The organism is Comamonas squillarum (assembly GCF_025309455.1).
GTDB lineage: Bacteria > Pseudomonadota > Gammaproteobacteria > Burkholderiales > Burkholderiaceae_C > Comamonas > Comamonas squillarum.
Window position 1 is genome coordinate 436,673 of the sequence record NZ_CP104377.1, and the last position, 19,530, is coordinate 456,202.

The window sequence follows — 19,530 nt, forward strand, 5'->3', positions numbered from 1 at the left end:
CGCATTTCCGTGGGCCGGGGCGGCCTGCCGGTCGCTTTGCTGCCACACTCCGCTCGGGTTCTGTGTTGGCACCTCTACAATGCAGTGCAACTGGTTCAATGACATGAAGATACTGCTTTGTAACGATGATGGTTATCAGGCGCCCGGCATCGTGGCGTTGCATGACGCATTGCAGGCGGTAGCCGATGTCGAGGTGGTGGCACCAGAACACAACAACAGTGCCAAATCGAATGCGCTGACCTTGCATTCCCCGCTGTACGTGCAGCGCGCTGCCAATGGCTTTCGCTATGTCAATGGCACACCGGCTGACTGCGTGCATATCGCGCTGACGGGTCTATTGGGTTATCGGCCCGATTTGGTTATCTCCGGCATCAATAACGGCGCCAATATGGGCGATGACACCATCTATTCCGGTACCGTCGGCGCGGCGATGGAGGGCTATCTGTTCGGTATCCCAGCGATGGCCTTCTCGCAGATCGACAAGGGCTGGGGCGAGCTGGAATCGGCCGCCAAAAAGGCCTGTGAGTTGGTGCAGCAGTTCGAAGCGGCCAAGCTGGTGACCCTCAAGCCCTGGCTGCTCAATATCAATATTCCCAACCTGCCGTTTGACGAGATCAAGCCGCTCAAGCTGTGCCGTCTGGGGCGCAGGCATTCGGCCGAGAAGGTGATCACCCAGACCAGTCCCCGGGGCGAGACCATGTACTGGATCGGCAATGCCGGCCTGGCGCTCGATGACGCCGAGGGCACCGACTTCCATGCGGCGGCGTCCGGCCATATGGCGATCACCCCGCTCAAGGTGGATTTGACCGACCATGACAGCCTCGCTTACTGGGCGCAGACGGCGGCGAGCCTGCGCAGCAAGGACCTGGAGGTGCCAGGGTGACCTTGCGCAAGCCCGGCTTTCCTGCCCGCGGTGCCATGCCTGTGAGCACCAAACCACAGGCCAGCAGCGTGCATCGGCAATGGGCCCGGCTGCCTGCGGAGCTGTCGCCCGTGCCCATGGCGGTGCGCGAGTCGCTGGGCCCTGAGAGCGTAGATTTCACCTCGGCGCGCTGGCGCATGGTCCAGCGCCTGGCTGCCTCGGGCGTGGAGCACACCCGGGTGCTCAAAGTGATGAATTCCGTGCTGCGCCACCAATTTGTTGACAGTGCACTGGCGGTTCAGGCCTATGAGGACACCAGTTTGCCTATAGGATTGGGGCAGACCATCTCCAAACCCAGCGTGGTGGCGCGGATGTGCGAGCTGCTGCTGCAATCGCCTGCGGGGAAAATGGGCCTGGGCCGTATATTGGAGATTGGCACGGGCTGCGGCTACCAGGCCGCGGTTCTGAGCCTGATGGCTAAAGAGGTGTATACCATTGAGCGGCTGCGTGCGTTGCATGAAAAGGCGCGGGTCAACCTGCGTCCCTTGCGGCTGGCCAATGTGCACCTGATCCTGGGCGATGGCATGCTGGGCTTTGAAAAGGGCGCGCCTTACGCCGGGATCATCGCCGCAGCCGGCGGGGATTCGGTTCCTCAGGCATGGTGTGACCAGCTGGCAGAAGGCGGCCGGCTCGTGGCACCGGTGATGGGGCCGGGCCAACAACAGGTTTTGCTCGTGGTGGACCGCAGTGCTGATGGATTTCAGCGCACGGTTCTGGAGCATGTTCATTTCGTACCCCTAAAATCGGGGCTTGGTTAAGAAGGATAGGTATGTTGGATTCACGTGGTGTTTTGACCTGGGGTGCCAGTGTGGTAGCGGCCATGGTGCTGGCGGGTTGTGGTAGCACATCGCTCAACCAGGCGCCCGTGGAAGATCGGGGTTCATCGGCAGGTCGCACGCCTTCGTCGACCGCCTCTGCGCCCGCACGCATTGATCCGGCCACCTTGCCTGGCGCAGAAAACGCCGGCAAGCCCGGCTACTACACCGTCAAGCCCGGTGAGACCTTGATGCGCATTGCGGCTGACAACGGCCAGAACTGGCGCGACATTGCCCGCTGGAGCAATCTGGACAATCCCAACGTCATTGAAGTCGGCCAGGTGCTGCGTGTGGTGCCACCGGTGACGGCCACTGCCAGTGCTGCCCCGGCAGCGACTGCGCCGGCTGTGACCGGTGCGAACACGCCAGCGGCGACGCCCGCACCCGCCCCAGCGCCTGCTGCCGCAGCTTCTGCACCGGCTGCCTCTGATGGCAATCTGGGCTTTATCTGGCCGGCGTCGGGTGCTGTCATTCAAGGCTTTGACGATGCGCGTAACAAGGGTGTGGATATTGGTGGCAAAGCCGGCGATCCGGTCGTAGCAGCCGCCGACGGCCGGGTGATCTACTCGGGTGCAGGCCTGCGCGGCTACGGCAACCTGATTCTGGTCAAGCACAACAACACCTACCTGACCGCTTACGCCCACAACCAGACCTTGCTGGTCAAGGACGACCAGGTGGTCAAGAAGGGTCAGAAGATTGCCGAGATGGGCAGCTCCGACGCCGACCGCGTCAAGCTACACTTTGAGGTGCGCCGCCAGGGCAAGCCGGTCGATCCATCGCGCTACCTGCCTTCCCGCTGATGCCGGGCACTTCTTCGAAGCCGACATCGCCGCCCGCCGACGATGTCGGCTTTTCCCATTTGGACGATGCCCCTTTGTCCTCGCCTGAAGGCGATGAGGAGTCGGCGGAGGTCGAGTCGCAGGCCTGGGAAAGCCGCACGGTCGTGGCCGGGGTGGCTGAGCATGGCATGCGCCTGGACAAGGCGCTGGCGCAGTGGGTGCCGGAGTTCTCGCGCAGCTACCTGCAGGCCTTGCTGCTGCAAGGCGCGGTGCTGGTCAATGGCAAGTCCGGCCTCAAGCCCAGCGCCAAGGTCAAGGCCGGTGACCAGGCGGTGGTCGAGCTGCGTCCTACGCAGCAAAGCCAGGCCTTTTTGCCGCAGGATATTGCGCTCGATGTGGTCTACCAGGACGAGCACCTGCTCATCATCAACAAGCCCGCCGGCATGGTGGTGCACCCCGCGCCAGGCAATTGGAGCGGCACCTTGCTCAATGCGTTGCTGGCCTATGACGCCAAGGCGGCCCAGCTGCCGCGCGCGGGCATTGTGCACCGGCTGGACAAGGACACCAGCGGCCTGATGGTCGTGGCGCGTGAGCGCCAGACCATGGATGCGCTGGTCAAGCTGATTGCCGCGCGCGATGTGCGCCGCAATTACCTGGCGCTGGGCCACAAGCCCTGGCAGGGCGCAGCGCAGACCTCGGTCAGCCTGCCCATTGGCCGTGATCCGCGCAACCGGCTGCGCATGGCGGCGGTCGATCTGGCCCAGCACCCGGGTAAACCGGCGCGCACCGATATCCGCCTGCTGGTCAATGGCGAGCAGGGCTGCGCAGTGTTCTGCAGCCTGCATACCGGGCGCACGCACCAGATCCGCGTGCACATGGCCTCGCTCCAGCACCCGCTGCTGGCCGACACGCTCTACGGCGGCACACCGGCTGCCGGCATGGAGCGCCAGGCCTTGCATGCGCTGCGGCTGGCTTTTGTGCATCCGGTCACGGGACAGAGCATGTCCTGGTTCGCGCTGCCGCCTGCCGATATCACCTCGGCGATGGAAAATTGGGATCTTCGGTATAATTTGGCCCAATTGGCCTAAGCGCCACCCATGCAGTTCTGGTTTTTGACCAGCGCAAACATCTGGTTTGCGCACTGCAACGGTGGCGCCCAGTGCCGACGGCTATGGGCGTTTATGCCTGCGCCGTGATCTTGGCCATGCAAACGCGGCCCTCTTGATACGCATTCCTTTGTCTCAACACGCAGCCCGCGCGCTGGCGTGCCAACAGGGATTTATCGCATGCATACTTTGGAAGCAAAACGGGTGCTGGAGACTGCGCTGATCTGCGCGCCCCAGCCCATCACCGTGCGTGAGCTGCGGGGATTGTTTGCCGATGATTTGGGAACGGATACGCTCAAGGTGCTGCTGCAGGAGCTGCAGCTCGATTGGTCCCATCGCGGTGTGGAGTTGGTGCAGGTGGCATCGGGCTGGCGCTTTCAGAGCCGGCCGGAGATGCGCGAGTACCTGGACCGTTTGCACCCCGAGAAGCCGCCCAAGTACTCGCGTGCAACCTTGGAGACCTTGGCCATCATTGCCTACCGGCAGCCGGTCACCCGTGGCGATATCGAAGATATCCGGGGGGTGACCGTCAACAGCTTGATCATCAAGCAGTTGGAGGACCGGGGCTGGGTGGAGGTGATTGGCTACCGGGAGACCATCGGGCGGCCTGCGCTGCTGGCGACCACCCGGCAGTTTTTGGACGACCTGGGTCTGCAGTCGCTGGACCAGTTGCCCGAGTTGGACAGCAGCAACCAGCCGCAGACGATGTTTGACAGCCTGCCGCTGGAGGCTGCGCCGGACGAAGCTGTGCCGCAGGATGCCGGGCTGCCGGACGCCGAGGCTTTTGAGTTGGTGGGCGAGTCGATGCCGATGGTAGCGCCCGCGGACGAGGTGGATGCTTTGGAAGAGTTGCAGGACGCGCAGGATTTACAAGACGCGCAGGATGTGCAGACCTCACCCTTAGGTGAGGCTGCCGGTGATGAAGATACTGCCGCCCATCAGGCGGCTGAGGCCCAGGCGGCAAGTGGCGAGGCAGATGCCCCCGCCGCAGCGGCCGCAGAAATAGATGCGGATCCTTTGGACCGTGATGACGATGCACATAATTCCGCACCAGGCGGGGTAGAAAAGCAAAAAAATGATGAGTGATACCAGCGATATGAATGCGCCCCAGGACGGAGATAAGGCCTTGCAAGAAGGCGCTGCCCCGTCCGGCAAGCGCCGCGCCCCGCGCAAGCGTGCCGTGCCTGCGCAAGCTGCAGCGGCTGACGAATTCCAGGCGGCGCGCGCTGACGCCGGCGAGGCTGATGGCGACGCTGCTGCCCAGCCCGCCGGTGAGCCGCGTGCGCGCCGTGATGGCGAGCCGCGCGTGAGCCGTTACCCGGCCCGTGCCCGCCGTTTCCGCGAGCGTGATGGACAGCCGCGTGATGCGCAGGGCGCGCAAGGCGATGCGCCGCCCGTCCGGGGCCGTGGTCCTGCGGGCCGCCCGCAGCGCGATGCCGAGTCGGAAGGCTATGCCTTCGAAGATGTGGTGGCCGGCGCGCTGGAAGCGGCGGAAGACTCGGATACCCCCGCACCGGTCAAGCGCGTGCTCCAGCCCCATGTGGAAGCGCCCAAGCTGCACAAGCTGCTGGCCCAGGCGGGCATGGGTTCGCGCCTGGAGATGGAGCGCCTGATTCTGGAAGGCCGCATCTCCGTCAACAACGAGCCGGCCCACGTCGGTCAGCGCATTTTGCACAGCGACAAGATCCGTGTGAATGGCAAGCTGATCACCTTCCGCATCGAGCAGCCGCCAGCGCGCGTGCTCGCCTACCACAAGCCGGTGGGTGAGGTGGTGACGCATGACGACCCGCAAAACCGCCCCACGGTGTTCCGCAAGCTGCCGCGCGTCTCGCACGGCAAGTGGCAGTCCATTGGCCGTCTCGATCTGAACACCGAAGGCCTGCTGCTGTTCACCAATTCCGGTGAACTGGCCAACAACCTGATGCACCCGCGCTTTGGCCTCGAGCGTGAGTACGCGGTGCGCGTGCTGGGCGCCCTGACCAATGAAGAAAAGGCCTTGCTGCTCGCTGGCGTGAACCTGGAAGACGGCGTGGCGAGCTTTGGCTCCATCGACGACGGCGGAGGCGAAGGCGCCAACTGCTGGTACCGCGTCACCATCTCCGAAGGCCGTAACCGTGAAGTGCGCCGCATGTTCGAGTCGGTGGGTCACGCGGTCAGCCGCCTGATCCGTATCCGCTACGGCGCGATGGTGCTGCCGCGCGGCCTGCGCCGGGGCTCCTGGGTCGAGCTCGACCAGCGTGACATCCAGGCGCTGACCGTGGCGGCCGGTGGCGTGGTGGAGCGCAAACCCCGCGAGCAAAATGCCGCGGGCCGGGGCGGGCGCAGCGACAACCGTCCCCAGCACAACGGCCCGCGCCCATCGGTGGGCCCTGCCAAGAACACCCGGGGCGGCGGCTTGCGCAAGGCGCCCGAGAAGCGCAGTACCCAACCCGATCCGATGAAGACCTCGCTGGGCTACATCGGTCATGACAGCCTGACGCGTCAGCGCCAGGGCCAGCGCAAGAGCGGTGGCGGATTCAAGCGCGGTGGAAGGTCGTAGTCACGCCACTGACTTCCCGGACACCGTACAATCAAAGGTTTGCTTTTAGAGCAAAAAATCCATCAACAGGAAATTTATTATGGCAATCGAACGTACCCTCTCGATCATCAAGCCCGATGCAGTGGCTAAGAATGTTATCGGTCAAATCTACGCCCGCTTTGAAGCTGCTGGCCTGAAGATCGTGGCCGCCAAGCTGGTGCAACTGTCGCGTCAAGACGCTGAGCAGTTCTACGCTGTGCACGCTGCCCGTCCTTTCTTCAAGGATCTGGTGGACTTCATGATCTCCGGCCCTGTGATGATCCAGGCTCTGGAAGGCGAAAACGCCATCCTGAAGAACCGTGAGCTGATGGGCGCTACCGATCCCAAGAAGGCTGACAAGGGCACGATCCGCGCTGACTTCGCTGACAGCATCGACGCCAACGCCGTGCACGGCTCTGACGCCGCTGAGACCGCCGCTGTGGAAGTGGCGTTCTTCTTCCCCGGCATGAACGTCTATTCCCGTTAATTGACATGTACGCGGCCGCAAGGCCGCGTGGCATAGGTAAGTGGCCCGAGCGTATATCCATGACCACCAATTTGCTTGATTTTGATTTGGCTGGTTTGACCGCCTTTTGCGAAGGGCTGGGAGAGAAGCGCTTCCGGGCCACGCAGCTTTTTCGCTGGATCCACCAGCGCGGTGCAGCCGATTTCGACCAGATGACCGATCTGGCCAAGTCCCTGCGCGAAAAACTCAAGGGCACGGCCCATGTCACGGCGCTGCCCGTGATCACCGAGCATGTGTCCGCCGACGGAACGGTCAAGTGGCTGTTCGACGTGGGTGATGGCAATGCTGTCGAATCCGTATTCATTCCCGAAGATGACCGTGGCACCTTGTGCGTCTCTTCGCAGGCCGGTTGCGCGGTGGGATGCCGCTTTTGCTCGACAGGGCACCAGGGCTTCAGCCGCAACCTGACCACCGGCGAAATCATGGCGCAGCTGTGGTTTGCCGAACACGCGCTGCGCAAGCGCCTGGGGCGCGATGAGCGCATCATCTCCAACGTGGTGATGATGGGCATGGGCGAACCCCTGCAAAATTACACGGCCCTGGTGCCCGCGCTGCGCACCATGCTCGATGACCATGGCTATGGTCTGTCGCGCCGCCGCGTCACCGTCTCCACCTCGGGCGTCGTGCCGATGATGGACCGCCTGGCGCAGGATTGCGCGGTGGCGCTGGCCGTGTCGCTGCACGCTCCCAACGATCCGCTGCGCAATGGTCTGGTGCCGCTGAACAAGAAATACCCGCTTGACGAGCTGATGCAGTCCTGCCGCCGCTACCTGGAGTTTGCGCCGCGTGACTTCATCACCTTTGAGTACTGCATGCTCGACGGCGTCAACGACCAACCCGAGCATGCCCAGCAATTGATAGCACTGGTGCGAGAGTATGCGGGCAACGGCGGGGCATGGTGCAAATTCAATTTGATTCCATTCAACCCTTTTCCAGCCTCGGGTCTGTTACGATCACCTGCCAGTCGGGTGACGGAATTTGCCAAGATGCTCTCGGATGCGGGCGTTGTGACCACCGTGCGCAAGACCCGGGGTGACGACATCGATGCGGCTTGCGGCCAGCTCGCTGGCGATGTGAAGGACCGCACCAAAGCGGCAGAACGCATGGCCAAGAACCGGGTCATACCGCTGGCGCAAGTCTAGAAATAGTCCAAACAGTTTGAGGAGGGTGTGCATGCAAGAGGCTGTGACAAAAGGGCTACCGAGGGTACATCGCCTCACGGCTGCCGCCTTGCTGGGTTTGGCCCTGGTAGGCGGTTTGTCGGGCTGTGGTACCAGCAGCAGTACGGCCCGTGAGGATGCCGCCTATGTCACCCAATCCGATGAGACCGAAATCCATCGGCGCGCGCGCATCCGCCTTGAGCTGGCCGCCAACTATTTCCAGTCTGGCAAGACCACCATCGCGCTCGACGAGATCAAGCAAGTGCTGGCGCTCGACCCCAACAGCGGTGATGCCTACAACATGCGTGGCCTCATCTACATGCAGCTGGGCGAGCCCGATATTGCTGCTGAGAGCTTCAGCAAGGCCCAGTCGCTCAAGCCTACCGATGGCGACATCATGCACAACCACGGCTGGTTGCTCTGCCAGGAGAAAAAATACGAGGCGGCTGACCGCTATTTCAACCAGGCACTGGCGCAGCGCCAGTATTTTCAGCAAGCCAAGACCTTGATGGCGCAGGGCCTGTGCCATGAAGCGGCCGGCAAGCCTGCCGAGGCCGAGGCCAGCTTGCTCAAGGCCTATGACTACGACGCGGGCAACCCCATCGTCAGCTTCAACCTCGCCAAGCTGCTGAACCAGCGCGGCGATGCACGCCGCGCGCAGTTCTATATCCGGCGCCTGAACAACGGCGAGCTGGCCAATGCCGGCTCCCTGTTCCTCGGTATCCAAATTGAAAAAGCCCTGGGCGATGGAGCGAGCGCGCGTGCGCTCGCTGCCCAATTGCAAAAGCGTTTCCCCGACTCCAAAGAGGCGGCACGTATTGCTGGTGGAGGCGTGCTGTGATCGAGTCTGATATCCAACAAGCAACGAACGCCAGCGATGCGTCCCCAGGCGGCGTGATGAGCGCTGGCGAGATGCTGCGCCAGGCGCGCGAGGAGCTGGGCTACCACCTGCCGGCCGTGGCCGCGCACCTGAAGGTGTCGGTGCACAAGCTCGAAGCGCTGGAAGCGGGCAATTGGAGCGCCTTCCCGGACGTGGTCTTTGTGCGCGCGCTGGCCTCCGCCGTGTGCCGTGTCCTCAAGATCGATCCGGCGCCCGTGCTGGCACAGTTGCCCAAGCCGCCTGGCAAGGACCTGAGCTCTGGCGTGGAAAGCGTCAAGACCCGCGTGGCCGTGGGCCCGGCGCAGAGCAAGAAAAACGATTTTCCCAGCAGCAAGCCTTTTCCCTGGATGGGCGTGGTCGTGCTGCTGATCGTAGCGACCATTGGCGTGCTGTTTTATCCGCAGCTGGCAGATCACTGGAAGAGCCAAGCCGCCGCGTCTGCGCCGGCGCCGGCACGCTCGAACAATGTCGCCGGTGTGGCTGACCAGCCCGAGCCGGTGGCACTGGGTGGCAGCTCGACCGACCCCGTGCCCGAGGCACCGGCCAATGGCGCAACTGACGCCGGTGGCAGCGCTGCGCTGGCTGGCCAGTCCAGCCCTGCCCCTGCGGCTGCTGCTCCTACAGAGGGCGCGCCGTTGTTGCATTTCAAGGCCAGCCAGGACAGCTGGGTGCAGGTCAAGGAAGCCAGCGGCAAGGTGGTGTTTGAAAAGACCATCCGCGCTGGCACGAGTGAAGATATCGCGGCCACGCCGCCGCTCAAGCTCATCGTGGGCAATGCGGTGGGGGTGGAGATGCAGCTGCGCGGGTCGGTTTTTGATCTGAAAAAAGTGACCAAGGGCAGCACCGCCCGTTTTGAGGTGAATTAAGTGCAAGAAGAGAACATCCTGTTGCCCGTGCCCATGGTGGCACCGGCCGCGCGCAAAAGCCGCCAGGCCCGTGTGGTCTGGGGTGACCGTGTGGTGACGGTCGGGGGCGATGCGCCGGTGCGCATACAGTCGATGACGAATACCGATACCGTGGATGTGATCGAGACGGCCATCCAGGTCAAGGAGCTGGCGCAGGCGGGCTCGGAGATGGTGCGCATCACCGTCAACACACCCGAGGCCGCAGCAGCGGTGCCCTATGTGCGCGAGCAGCTCGACCGCATGGGCGAGAACGTGCCGCTGGTGGGCGACTTCCACTACAACGGCCACCGCCTGCTGACCGAGTTCCCTGACTGCGCCAAGGCGCTGTCCAAGTACCGCATCAACCCGGGCAACGTGGGCAAGGGCGACAAGAAGGACAAGCAGTTTGGCCAGATGATCGAGGCGGCCATGCAGTATGACAAGGCCGTGCGCATTGGCGTGAACTGGGGCAGCCTGGACCAGGAGTTGCTCGCCGAGCTGATGGACGAGAACAGCCGCCGCGCGGTTCCCTGGGATGGGCGCCAGGTGATGTACGAGGCGCTGATCACCTCGGCCATCTCCTCTGCGCAGCGTGCCCAGGAGATGGGCCTGAATGGCGACCAGATCATTCTGTCCTGCAAGGTCAGTGGCGTGCAGGATCTGGTGGCGGTCTACCGCGGCCTGTCTGCGCGCTGCGACTATGCACTGCACCTGGGGCTGACCGAGGCGGGCATGGGCACCAAGGGCACGGTGGCCTCGGCCGCTGCGCTGTCGATCCTGCTGCAGGACGGCATTGGCGACACCATCCGCGTGTCGCTGACCCCGCAGCCGGGTGAAGCGCGCACGCAAGAGGTGGTGGTGGCCAGCGAGATTCTGCAAGCCATGGGCATGCGCAGCTTTGTGCCTAGTGTCACCGCCTGCCCGGGGTGTGGCCGCACCACCAGCACCACCTTCCAGGAGCTGGCGCGCGACATCGACCAGCACCTGCGCTCGCAAATGCCGGTCTGGCGTGTGAAGTACCCCGGTGTCGAGAAGATGAAGGTGGCCGTGATGGGCTGCATCGTCAATGGCCCCGGCGAGAGCAAGCATGCCGATATCGGCATCAGCCTGCCGGGCAATGGCGAGTCGCCTGCTGCCCCCGTCTTTATCGATGGCGAAAAGGCCCTGACCCTGCGCGGTGACCGCATTGCGCAGGAGTTCCACGAGATCGTGCAGGCCTACGTGGAGCGCCGCTACGGTGCCGCCAAGGTAGATAATTGAGAGTTGCACTTGCTGGCCTGGCAAGTGTTTGCAAGCAGACTGAACAGAGAGATTGAAGCCCATGGGCATGAATGAAAAGCTGGCCGCCATCAAAGGCATGAACGATATCCTGCCGCCCGATTCGGCCTTGTGGGAATGGTTTGAAGGCAAGGTGCGCGATGTGATGGGGCGTTTTGCCTACCGCAATATCCGCACGCCGCTGGCCGAGCATACGGCGCTGTTTGTGCGTGGCCTGGGTGAGGTGACCGATATCGTCGAGAAGGAAATGTATTCCTTCGAAGACCGGGCCGACAAGCACGGCCAGGCCGAGCATCTGACCTTGCGCCCCGAAGGCACGGCTGGTGTGGTGCGTGCCGTGGTCGAGAACAACCTGCTCTATGACGGCGGCAAGCGCCTGTTCTACATCGGTGCGATGTTCCGCCGCGAAAAGCCCCAGCGCGGCCGCTACCGCCAGTTCCACCAGGTGGGTGTCGAAGCCATGGGCTTTGGCGGCGCCGAGCTCGATGCCGAGGTGATCCTGCTGGCCGCGCAGCTGTGGAAGGACCTGGGCATTGAAGGCGTGCGCCTGGAGCTCAACAGCCTGGGCCAGCCCGAGGAGCGCCGCGCCCACCGTGAGGCGCTGGTGGCCTATTTCGAGCAGCACACCGAAGTGATGGACGACGAGGGCAAGCGCCGCATGTACAGCAACCCACTGCGCGTGCTCGACACCAAGAACCCAGCGATGCAGGCGATGGTCAATGCCGCGCCCCAGCTGCTCGATTTTCTGGGCGAAGACTCCAAGGCCCACCTCAAGGCCGTGCAGGACATCCTGGACGCCAACGGCGTGGCCTGGTCGGTCAACCCGCGCCTGGTGCGCGGCATGGACTACTACAACCTGACGGTGTTCGAGTTCATCACCGACAAGCTCGGCTCGCAAGGCACGATCTGCGGCGGCGGCCGCTATGACTACCTGATCGAGCAGATTGGCGGCAAGCCCGCGCCGGCCGTGGGCTGGGGTATGGGCATCGAGCGCGTGCTCGAGCTGATCAAGGAGCTGAATATCCAGTGGGATCGCCCGTCTATTGACGCCTACGCTATCCTGCCGGACGCAGCCCTGCTGCCGCAGGCCATGCGCGTGATCCAGACCCTGCGACAAGCCGGTGTGCGGGTGCAGATGCATGGCTCAGCGGTGGCAGGGAGCCTGGGCAGCATGAAGTCGCAGTTCAAGAAGGCCGATGCCAGCGGCGCCGCTTGCGCGCTGATCTTTGGCAGCGACGAGATGCAGCGCGGCATGGTGACCGTCAAGCAGCTGCGCGATGGCGAGGGCGCCCAGGCTGAACGCGCCATCGACGCCGTGGCCGATTGGGCAGCGCAATTGCGCGCATAAGCGCAATTGCGCGCATAAGCGCAATCGCAGCGGCAAGCTTTTTTTTGATTCAACTCCATTAGAACAATATGGCAACGCATTTAGATCTGGAAGAACAGGAACAGATAGACCAGCTCAAGCACTTCTGGAACAAGTGGGGCACCTTGATCACCACGGTACTGGTGATTGTGCTGGGTGGCTTTGCCGCCTGGAATGGCTACCAGTACTGGCAAAACCGCCAGGCATCGCAAGCGAGCGCACTGTCGTCGGCGGTCGAATCGGCCGTCAACTCGGGTGACAAGACCCGTATCGACCAGGCCTTTGGCGATCTGCGCAGCAACTACGGCAGCACTGTGCAGGCGGCGCATGCCGGTCTGCTGGTGGCCAAGGCGGCGGGTGACAAGGGCCAGATGGACGATGCCAAGGCAGCGCTCACCTGGGTGGCAGACAATGCATCGGACGAAGGCCTCAAGGCCACCGCCCGCGTGCGTTTGGCAGCGGTGCTGCTCAACAGCCAGGCCTATGACGAGGCGCTCAAGGTGCTGGGCACCAAGATGCCGACCGAGTTCGATGCCGTGGTGGCAGACCACAAGGGCGATGTCTACCTGGCCAAAGGCGACAAGGCGCAAGCCATCGAGTCCTACAAGGCGGCCTTGCAAAAGACCGAACCGGGCGTGGAATACCGCAACGTGATCTCCGTCAAGCTCAATGCGCTGGGCGAAGATCTGAAGTGATGGATGGCAGAAGGCAGTGCGCATGAAACAACAACAGGCATATGCTGCAGCAGCTGCTGCAGCCAAGGTTTTGACGGTATCGGCAGTGGCGCTGGCCATTGCGGGCTGCTCTTTGTTCTCGTCGGACAAGCGCAAGCCCACTGAGCTGGAGCCCAATGTCGCACTGCTGTCCGTGCAGCAGGTCTGGACGCAGCGCATTGGCAAGAGCAATCCCACCTTGGTGATGAATGTCAGCGGCAAGGTGGTGACCCTGGCTTCGGCCGACGGCCAGGTGGCTGCGATCAATGCCGACACGGGTGCCGATCTCTGGCGCGTCAACGTGGGCCAGAAGCTCTCGGCGGGCGTGGGCAGTGATGGCAAATGGGCCGCTGTGGTGACCGAAGACGGCAACCTGGTGGCGCTGACCCAGGGCAAGGAAATGTGGCGCAAGCGCCTGCCAGCGCGTGTCTATACCACGCCGCTGGTGGCGGGCGAGCGCATCTTCGTGCAAAGCGCGGACCGTTCGGTGCAGGCCTTTGATGCGGCCTCAGGCCAGGCACTTTGGAGCCAGGCCAAGACCAGCGAAGCGCTGGTGCTGCGCCAAAGCGGTGTGCTGACCGCCTATCAGGACACCCTGGTCGCTGGCGTCTCGGGCCGCTTTGTCGGTATCGACCCCAACACTGGCGCACTGCGCTGGGAAGTGCCGATTGCCAGCCCCCGTGGCACCAATGACGTTGAGCGTCTGGTGGAGCTGGTGGGTGGCGTCTCGCGCCAAGGCTCGGTGCTGTGCACGCGTGCCTACCAGATGGCCGTGGGCTGTATTGATGCCGCTACCGCGCAGCTGAGCTGGACCGTGCGTGCCGACGGTATCAATGGCATCTCGGGTGATGCCGAGGTGGTGGCCGGTGCCGATGGCAATGGCGTGATCACAGCCTGGGCGCATGAGGGCGGCAGCGTGGTGTGGACGAGCAATCGCCTGCGCTACCGCAAGCTGAGCCAGCCGCTGGTGCTGGGCCGCTCTGTGATTTTTGGTGATAGTTCGGGCACGGTGCATATGCTGTCCAAGAAAGACGGCTCGCCGCTCAACCGCTTCTCTACCAACAGCTCCGGTATCTCCGTGGCGCCGGTAGTGGCGGGCAACACCATGGTGGTGCAGACGAATGACGGCGCGGTGTATGGCTTTCGGCCCGAGTAAGAAAAGAAAAAGTAGTCAGGAATGAAGCCAGTTATTGCTTTGGTGGGGCGCCCCAATGTGGGCAAATCCACCTTGTTCAACCGCATGACAAAGTCGCGCGACGCCATCGTTGCCGACTTTGCCGGGTTGACGCGTGATCGCCATTACGGCCAAGGCCGTCAGGGCAAGCACGAATACATCGTGATCGATACCGGTGGTTTCGAGCCCGATGCGACCAGTGGCATTTTCAAGGAAATGGCCAAGCAGACCCGCCAGGCCGTGGCCGAGGCGGATGTGGTGCTGTTCGTGGTCGATGTGCGCCTGGGCCTGTCGGCCCAGGACCATGAGATTGCCGGCTACCTGCGCCGCCTGGGCAAGCCTGCCATGCTGGTGGGCAACAAGGCCGAAGGCATGAAGGACGGCGGCCAGTTGGCCGAGTTCTATGAGCTCGGTCTGGGTGAGGTGTTCCCGGTCTCGGCCGCGCACGGCCAGGGCATCCGCACCATGATCGACATGGCGCTGGAGAAATTGCCTTGGCTCAACCAGGACGAGGATGCAGAGCCCGAAGAAGATGAGAGCGTCATCAAGCTGGCCGTGGCAGGGCGCCCGAATGTGGGCAAGTCCACCTTGATCAATACCTGGCTGGGTGAAGAGCGCCTGGTGGCCTTTGACATGGCCGGTACCACGCGCGATGCGATTGCGGTGCCGTTCGAGAAGAGTGGCCAAAAGTTCCAGCTGATCGACACCGCGGGTCTGCGCCGCAAGGGCCGCGTGTTCGAGGCGATCGAGAAGTTCTCGGTGGTCAAGACCTTGCAGGCCATTGAAGGCGCCAACGTGGTGCTGCTGCTGCTCGATGCCACGCAAGGCGTGACCGACCAGGACGCCCACATCGCCGGCTACATTCTGGAGAGCGGTCGCGCCGTGGTGCTGGCCGTCAACAAGTGGGATGCGCTCGATGATTACGGCCGCCAGATGCTGGAGCGCTCAATCGAGCTGCGCCTGTCCTTCCTGAAGTTTGCACCGCTGCACTTCATCTCGGCCAAGAAGCGCCAGGGCCTGGGCCCGCTGTGGACCTCGATGACCCAGGCGCACAAGTCGGCCCTGTGCAAGATGCCGACGCCCGTGCTAACGCGCGTGCTGCTGGAGTCGGTGCAGTACCAGACCCCCAAGAAGATCGGGCCTTACCGCCCCAAGCTGCGCTATGCGCACCAAGGTGGCATGAACCCGCCGGTGATCGTGATCCACGGCAATTCGCTCGAACACATCACCGATGCGTACAAGCGATTCCTGGAAGGGCGTTTCCGCAAGGAATTTAATTTGATCGGCACCCCCTTGCGGATTGAATTCAAGACCTCACATAACCCTTACGCTGACAAAGATTGATAGCGTACAAGTGAGATGAGGTCTGATCCACAGACCCATCACATGGAAAAAACCATTTATCGTTCAGTTAGGATGCCACTGTGGTAAGGTGGCGTTTTACAACAACACTGTCCGAACACGGAGAATATCGTGAGCAACAAAGGCCAACTTCTGCAAGATCCCTTCCTCAACGCTCTGCGCCGCGAGCATGTGCCAGTGTCCATCTATTTGGTCAACGGCATCAAGCTCCAAGGCCAGATCGAATCTTTTGACCAGTACGTTGTGCTGCTGCGCAACACCGTCACCCAGATGGTGTACAAGCATGCGATCTCGACCATTGTCCCCGGTCGTGCCGTGAACTTCTCGGCACCTGACTCGCAAGACAACGAAGCTTCAGCCTAACGCTTTTGATAGCACAACACTCGCGCAACTCGCGGGTGAGCAGCTCTACATCATTGAGTAATCAACAAAATTCCAACGACAAAAAATCCACCCCGGTCATGCTGGTCGGGGTGGATTTTGGTTTTCCGCACTTCGATTCCGAGCTCGAAGAGCTGGGACTGCTGGCCCAAACGGCTGGCCTGAACCCGGTCGCGCGCCTGGTGTGCAAGCGCAAGGTGCCCGACGCGGCGCTGTTTGTGGGCAGCGGCAAGGCCGATGAGATCCGCCTGGTGGCGCAGACCCATGGTGCCACCGAGATCCTGTTTGACCAGGCGCTCAGCCCGGCCCAGCAGCGCAATCTGGAGCGCCATTTGCAGATGCCGGTCAATGACCGGACCTTGCTGATCCTCGAGATCTTCGCGCAGCGCGCACGCAGCCATGAAGGCAAGCTCCAGGTCGAACTGGCCAAGCTGCAGTACCTCAGCACGCGCCTGGTGCGCCGCTGGTCGCACTTGGAGCGCCAGCGCGGCGGTATCGGCACGCGTGGCGGCCCGGGTGAGACGCAGATCGAGCTGGACAAGCGCATGATCAACGATGCGATCAAGCGCACCAAGGACCGGCTGCTCAAGGTCAAGAAGCAGCGCGCCACGCAGCGCCGCCAGCGCCAGCGCAACGACACTTTCAATGTCTCGTTGGTGGGTTACACCAATGCCGGCAAATCGACCTTCTTCAACGCCGTGGTCAAGGCCCGCGCCTACGCTGCTGACCAGCTGTTTGCGACCTTGGACACGACGACGCGGCAGATGTATTTGGAGTCGGCACAGCGCTCCATCTCCATCTCCGATACGGTCGGTTTTATTCGTGACCTGCCCCACGGGCTGGTCAATGCTTTTGAGGCAACACTACAAGAAGCGGTCGATGCAGATCTGCTGCTGCATGTGGTCGATGCCTCCAACCCTGCCCACCCGGAACAAATACAACAAGTCCAAAAGGTTCTTCGGGAAATTGGGGCAGAAAACGTGCCGCAGGTTCTGGTATTCAATAAACTGGATGCCATTGAGCCAGACCGGCGGCCACCAGCGCTTGCAGACAGCTATGAGCTCGATGGGGTGCAGGTTCCACGATTCTTTGTCAGCGCAGCCAAGGGGCAGGGGCTCGAGGCCGTGCGCGAGCACCTGGCCCAGGCCCTGGTCGCTCGCCAGGCAGCGCTCGATGCGGGCGATGCTTGGGAGATAGCCCCAGACGCTGATGACGAATTGCTGGGAAATGCCTCCTAGGGCTGCCACAATGGCTGCTTGCATGCGCTTGTAACGCTGATTCATAGAGACATCGCTAATGAAACTTCATTCACGTTTTCCGCGCCTGGCCTTGCTGCCGCAGGGCCTGCGCGGAATGTTTAACCTGAACGATCCTCGCTGGGGGCGGGGTGACGATGGCAAGGACGACAGCAGCAATGCAGGTCAAGAGCCATCTCGCCCGCCTTACAACCCGCCCGAGCAGAACAACCGGCCCAACCCGCAGCGCCCTGGCACCAACGGTGCCCCGGATCTGGACGAGCTGTGGCAGGACCTGAACAAAAAGCTCGGTGGTTTGTTCGGTGGCGGCAAAGGCGGTGGCACGGGCCGCGGCAGTGCAGGGCAGCCGCCCGAGTTCAAGGGCGCAGGCGTTGGCCTGGGCCTGATCGTCGGCGTTGCCGCACTGATCTGGCTGGGTACCGGCTTTTTCATCGTGCAAGAAGGCCAGCAAGCGGTCATCACGCAGTTCGGCAAGTACCACAAGACCGTCAATGCCGGTATCAACTGGCGCCTGCCGTATCCGATCCAGCGCCATGAGCTGGTCTATGTCTCGCAGATCCGCTCTGCCGATGTGGGCCGCGACAGCATCATCAAGACCACTGGTCTGCGCGAATCGGCGATGCTGACCGAAGACGAGAACATCGTCGAGATCAAGTTCGCCGTGCAGTACCGCCTGAGCGATGCGCGTGCCTGGCTGTTCGAGAGCAAGGCGCCAGCTGACACCGTCATCCAGGTGGCCGAAACCGCCGTGCGTGAGGTGGTGGGCAAGATGAAGATGGATGCGGCACTGGCCGAAGAGCGCGACCAGATTGCGCCCCGCGTGCGTGAGCTGATGCAGGTCATCCTGGATCGCTACAAGATCGGTGTCGAGGTCGTGGGCGTCAATCTGCAGCAAGGCGGCGTGCGCCCGCCAGAGCAGGTGCAGGCGGCATTTGACGACGTGCTCAAGGCCGGGCAGGAGCGTGAGCGCACCAAGAACCAGGCTGAGGCCTATGCCAACGATGTGGTGCCACGCGCCACCGGTACGGCGTCGCGCCTGATGGAAGAAGCTGCCGCTTACAAGGCCCGGATCGTGGCGCAGGCCCAGGGTGATGCCCAGCGCTTCTCGTCAATCTATACCGAGTACCAAAAGGCGCCGGTGGTCACGCGTGACCGTCTGTACCTGGAAACCATGCAACAGGTCTACAGCAATGTGACCAAGGTCGTGGTCGATTCCAAGCAAGGCTCCAACCTGCTGTACCTGCCGCTGGACAAGATCATGCAGCAGACCCAGGGCGGGGCTGCGGCAGGCGATGCTGCTGCCAGCTCGAACGCGTCCACGACCACCGCACCTGCGCCCGCACCGTCGGTGCCCGATGCCCGTGCCCGTGATACCAGCCGTACCCGTGACCGCGAGTCGCGCTAGGAGTGATTTGTGAATCGAATGGGATTTTTAGCTTCAACCGTCCTGGTGGTGCTGGCCTTGCTCAGCTCCACCGTGTTTGTCGTCGATCAGCGGCAGTTCGGCATCAAGTATGCGCTCGGCCAGATCAAGGAAGTCATCACGGAGCCAGGCTTGAACTTCAAGCTGCCGCCACCGCTGCAGAACGTGACCTACCTGGACAAGCGCCTGCTGACCTTGGACAGCACCGATACCGAATCGATGCTGACTGCCGAGAAGCAGCGCGTGGTGATCGACTGGTATGTGCGCTGGCGCATCACCGACCCTTCGGCCTATATCCGCAACGTGGGTACGACCGAAGGCCAGGGCGCGATCCAGCTCAACCGTGTGGTGCGCAATGCCTTCCAGGAGGAGGTCAACCGCCGTACCGTGCAGGACATGATCTCTGGCAAGCGCGAGCAGACCATGGCCGACGTCAAGCGCGAAGTGCTCGAAGCGGTCAAGGGCAGCAAGCCCTGGGGTATCGACATTGTGGACGTGCGCATCACGCGCGTTGATTATGTGGAGGCCATTACCGAATCGGTCTACAGCCGTATGGAAGCCGAGCGCAAACGCGTGGCCAATGAGCTGCGCTCGACCGGTGGTGCCGTGGGTGAAAAGATCCGCGCCGATGCCGATCGCCAGCGTGAAGTGACGGTGGCCAATGCCTACCGTGACGCCCAGGCGCTCAAGGGTGAGGGTGACGCCGAAGCGGCCAAGGTCTATGCTGATGCCTTTGGCAAAGACCCGCAGTTCGCGCAGTTCTACCGCAGCCTGGAGGCCTACAAATCCAGCTTCAACAAGAAGTCGGACGTGATCGTGGTCGATCCATCGTCCTCGGATTTCTTCAAGGGCTATCGCTCGTCAGGCACCAAGTAAGCCTGGGTCAGCGCTCCCTGCCAGCCACTTTGCATTCGCAAAGTGGCTTTTTTCATTGGGGTTTCTTATAGC

The 19,530-nt window shown here is 62.6% G+C and carries 19 protein-coding genes; all 19 read left to right on the forward strand.

Going from position 1 to position 19,530, the window contains the following annotated elements; translation table 11 throughout:
- The first annotated feature begins 103 nt into the window (after nucleotides 1–103).
- The 19 genes from surE (at nucleotide 104) to hflC (ending at nucleotide 19,458) form a co-directional block, all read left to right on the forward strand.
- A complete protein-coding gene (gene surE / locus N4T19_RS01990) occupies nucleotides 104–883 on the forward strand; it encodes a 5'/3'-nucleotidase SurE (protein ID WP_116925287.1) in 780 nt (259 codons plus the stop codon).
- Nucleotides 880–1,680 carry a protein-L-isoaspartate(D-aspartate) O-methyltransferase gene (locus tag N4T19_RS01995; RefSeq protein WP_409935145.1) on the forward strand — a complete coding sequence of 267 codons (801 nt, stop codon included), beginning with the start codon at nucleotides 880–882 and terminating at the stop codon, nucleotides 1,678–1,680. Before surE ends, N4T19_RS01995 begins: the two co-directional genes overlap by 4 nt.
- A gap of 11 nt (nucleotides 1,681–1,691) precedes the next feature.
- A complete protein-coding gene (locus tag N4T19_RS02000) occupies nucleotides 1,692–2,537 on the forward strand; it encodes a peptidoglycan DD-metalloendopeptidase family protein (RefSeq protein WP_260719315.1) in 846 nt (281 codons plus the stop codon).
- A complete protein-coding gene (locus tag N4T19_RS02005; RefSeq protein WP_116925220.1) occupies nucleotides 2,537–3,604 on the forward strand; it encodes an RluA family pseudouridine synthase in 1,068 nt (355 codons plus the stop codon). Before N4T19_RS02000 ends, N4T19_RS02005 begins: the two co-directional genes overlap by 1 nt.
- A 198-nt stretch (nucleotides 3,605–3,802) precedes the next feature.
- Nucleotides 3,803–4,708 carry an SMC-Scp complex subunit ScpB gene (gene scpB, locus N4T19_RS02010; RefSeq protein ID WP_116925221.1) on the forward strand — a complete coding sequence of 302 codons (906 nt, stop codon included), beginning with the start codon at nucleotides 3,803–3,805 and terminating at the stop codon, nucleotides 4,706–4,708.
- On the forward strand, nucleotides 4,701–6,161 hold the full coding sequence (locus N4T19_RS02015; RefSeq protein WP_409935146.1) for a pseudouridine synthase: 1,461 nt from the start codon (nucleotides 4,701–4,703) through the stop codon (nucleotides 6,159–6,161). Before scpB ends, N4T19_RS02015 begins: the two co-directional genes overlap by 8 nt.
- Nucleotides 6,162–6,240: 79 nt before the next feature.
- Entirely contained in the window at nucleotides 6,241–6,666 is a 426-nt protein-coding gene (ndk, locus tag N4T19_RS02020; RefSeq protein WP_021027513.1) for a nucleoside-diphosphate kinase, read from the forward strand.
- A 59-nt stretch (nucleotides 6,667–6,725) separates the two neighbouring features.
- Nucleotides 6,726–7,847 carry a 23S rRNA (adenine(2503)-C(2))-methyltransferase RlmN gene (gene rlmN, locus N4T19_RS02025; RefSeq protein ID WP_021027514.1) on the forward strand — a complete coding sequence of 374 codons (1,122 nt, stop codon included), beginning with the start codon at nucleotides 6,726–6,728 and terminating at the stop codon, nucleotides 7,845–7,847.
- 88 nt (nucleotides 7,848–7,935) lie between these two features.
- Nucleotides 7,936–8,706, forward strand: a complete 771-nt coding sequence (gene pilW, locus N4T19_RS02030) for a type IV pilus biogenesis/stability protein PilW (RefSeq protein WP_260719317.1) — start codon at nucleotides 7,936–7,938, stop codon at nucleotides 8,704–8,706.
- A complete protein-coding gene (locus N4T19_RS02035; RefSeq protein WP_260719318.1) occupies nucleotides 8,703–9,611 on the forward strand; it encodes a RodZ domain-containing protein in 909 nt (302 codons plus the stop codon). The genes pilW and N4T19_RS02035 overlap by 4 nt, the downstream gene beginning before the upstream one ends.
- Nucleotides 9,612–9,644: 33 nt before the next feature.
- On the forward strand, nucleotides 9,645–10,889 hold the full coding sequence (ispG, locus tag N4T19_RS02040) for a flavodoxin-dependent (E)-4-hydroxy-3-methylbut-2-enyl-diphosphate synthase (RefSeq protein ID WP_116925289.1): 1,245 nt from the start codon (nucleotides 9,645–9,647) through the stop codon (nucleotides 10,887–10,889).
- A 61-nt stretch (nucleotides 10,890–10,950) separates the two neighbouring features.
- Entirely contained in the window at nucleotides 10,951–12,255 is a 1,305-nt protein-coding gene (hisS, locus tag N4T19_RS02045; RefSeq protein WP_260719319.1) for a histidine--tRNA ligase, read from the forward strand.
- A 68-nt stretch (nucleotides 12,256–12,323) separates the two neighbouring features.
- Nucleotides 12,324–12,968, forward strand: a complete 645-nt coding sequence (locus N4T19_RS02050) for a YfgM family protein (RefSeq protein WP_116925226.1) — start codon at nucleotides 12,324–12,326, stop codon at nucleotides 12,966–12,968.
- A gap of 22 nt (nucleotides 12,969–12,990) precedes the next feature.
- Complete coding sequence (bamB, locus tag N4T19_RS02055; protein ID WP_260719320.1) at nucleotides 12,991–14,142, forward strand: outer membrane protein assembly factor BamB; 1,152 nt, start codon at nucleotides 12,991–12,993, stop codon at nucleotides 14,140–14,142.
- 21 nt (nucleotides 14,143–14,163) lie between these two features.
- A complete protein-coding gene (gene der, locus N4T19_RS02060; RefSeq protein ID WP_260719321.1) occupies nucleotides 14,164–15,504 on the forward strand; it encodes a ribosome biogenesis GTPase Der in 1,341 nt (446 codons plus the stop codon).
- Between the two features lie 129 nt (nucleotides 15,505–15,633).
- Nucleotides 15,634–15,885 carry an RNA chaperone Hfq gene (gene hfq, locus N4T19_RS02065; protein WP_116925229.1) on the forward strand — a complete coding sequence of 84 codons (252 nt, stop codon included), beginning with the start codon at nucleotides 15,634–15,636 and terminating at the stop codon, nucleotides 15,883–15,885.
- Nucleotides 15,886–15,983: 98 nt separating this feature from the next.
- Complete coding sequence (gene hflX, locus N4T19_RS02070) at nucleotides 15,984–17,141, forward strand: GTPase HflX (RefSeq protein WP_021027522.1); 1,158 nt, start codon at nucleotides 15,984–15,986, stop codon at nucleotides 17,139–17,141.
- Nucleotides 17,142–17,199: 58 nt separating this feature from the next.
- Entirely contained in the window at nucleotides 17,200–18,564 is a 1,365-nt protein-coding gene (gene hflK / locus N4T19_RS02075) for an FtsH protease activity modulator HflK (protein WP_116925230.1), read from the forward strand.
- A gap of 9 nt (nucleotides 18,565–18,573) precedes the next feature.
- Entirely contained in the window at nucleotides 18,574–19,458 is an 885-nt protein-coding gene (gene hflC, locus N4T19_RS02080) for a protease modulator HflC (protein ID WP_021027524.1), read from the forward strand.
- The last annotated feature ends 72 nt before the right edge of the window (nucleotides 19,459–19,530 follow it).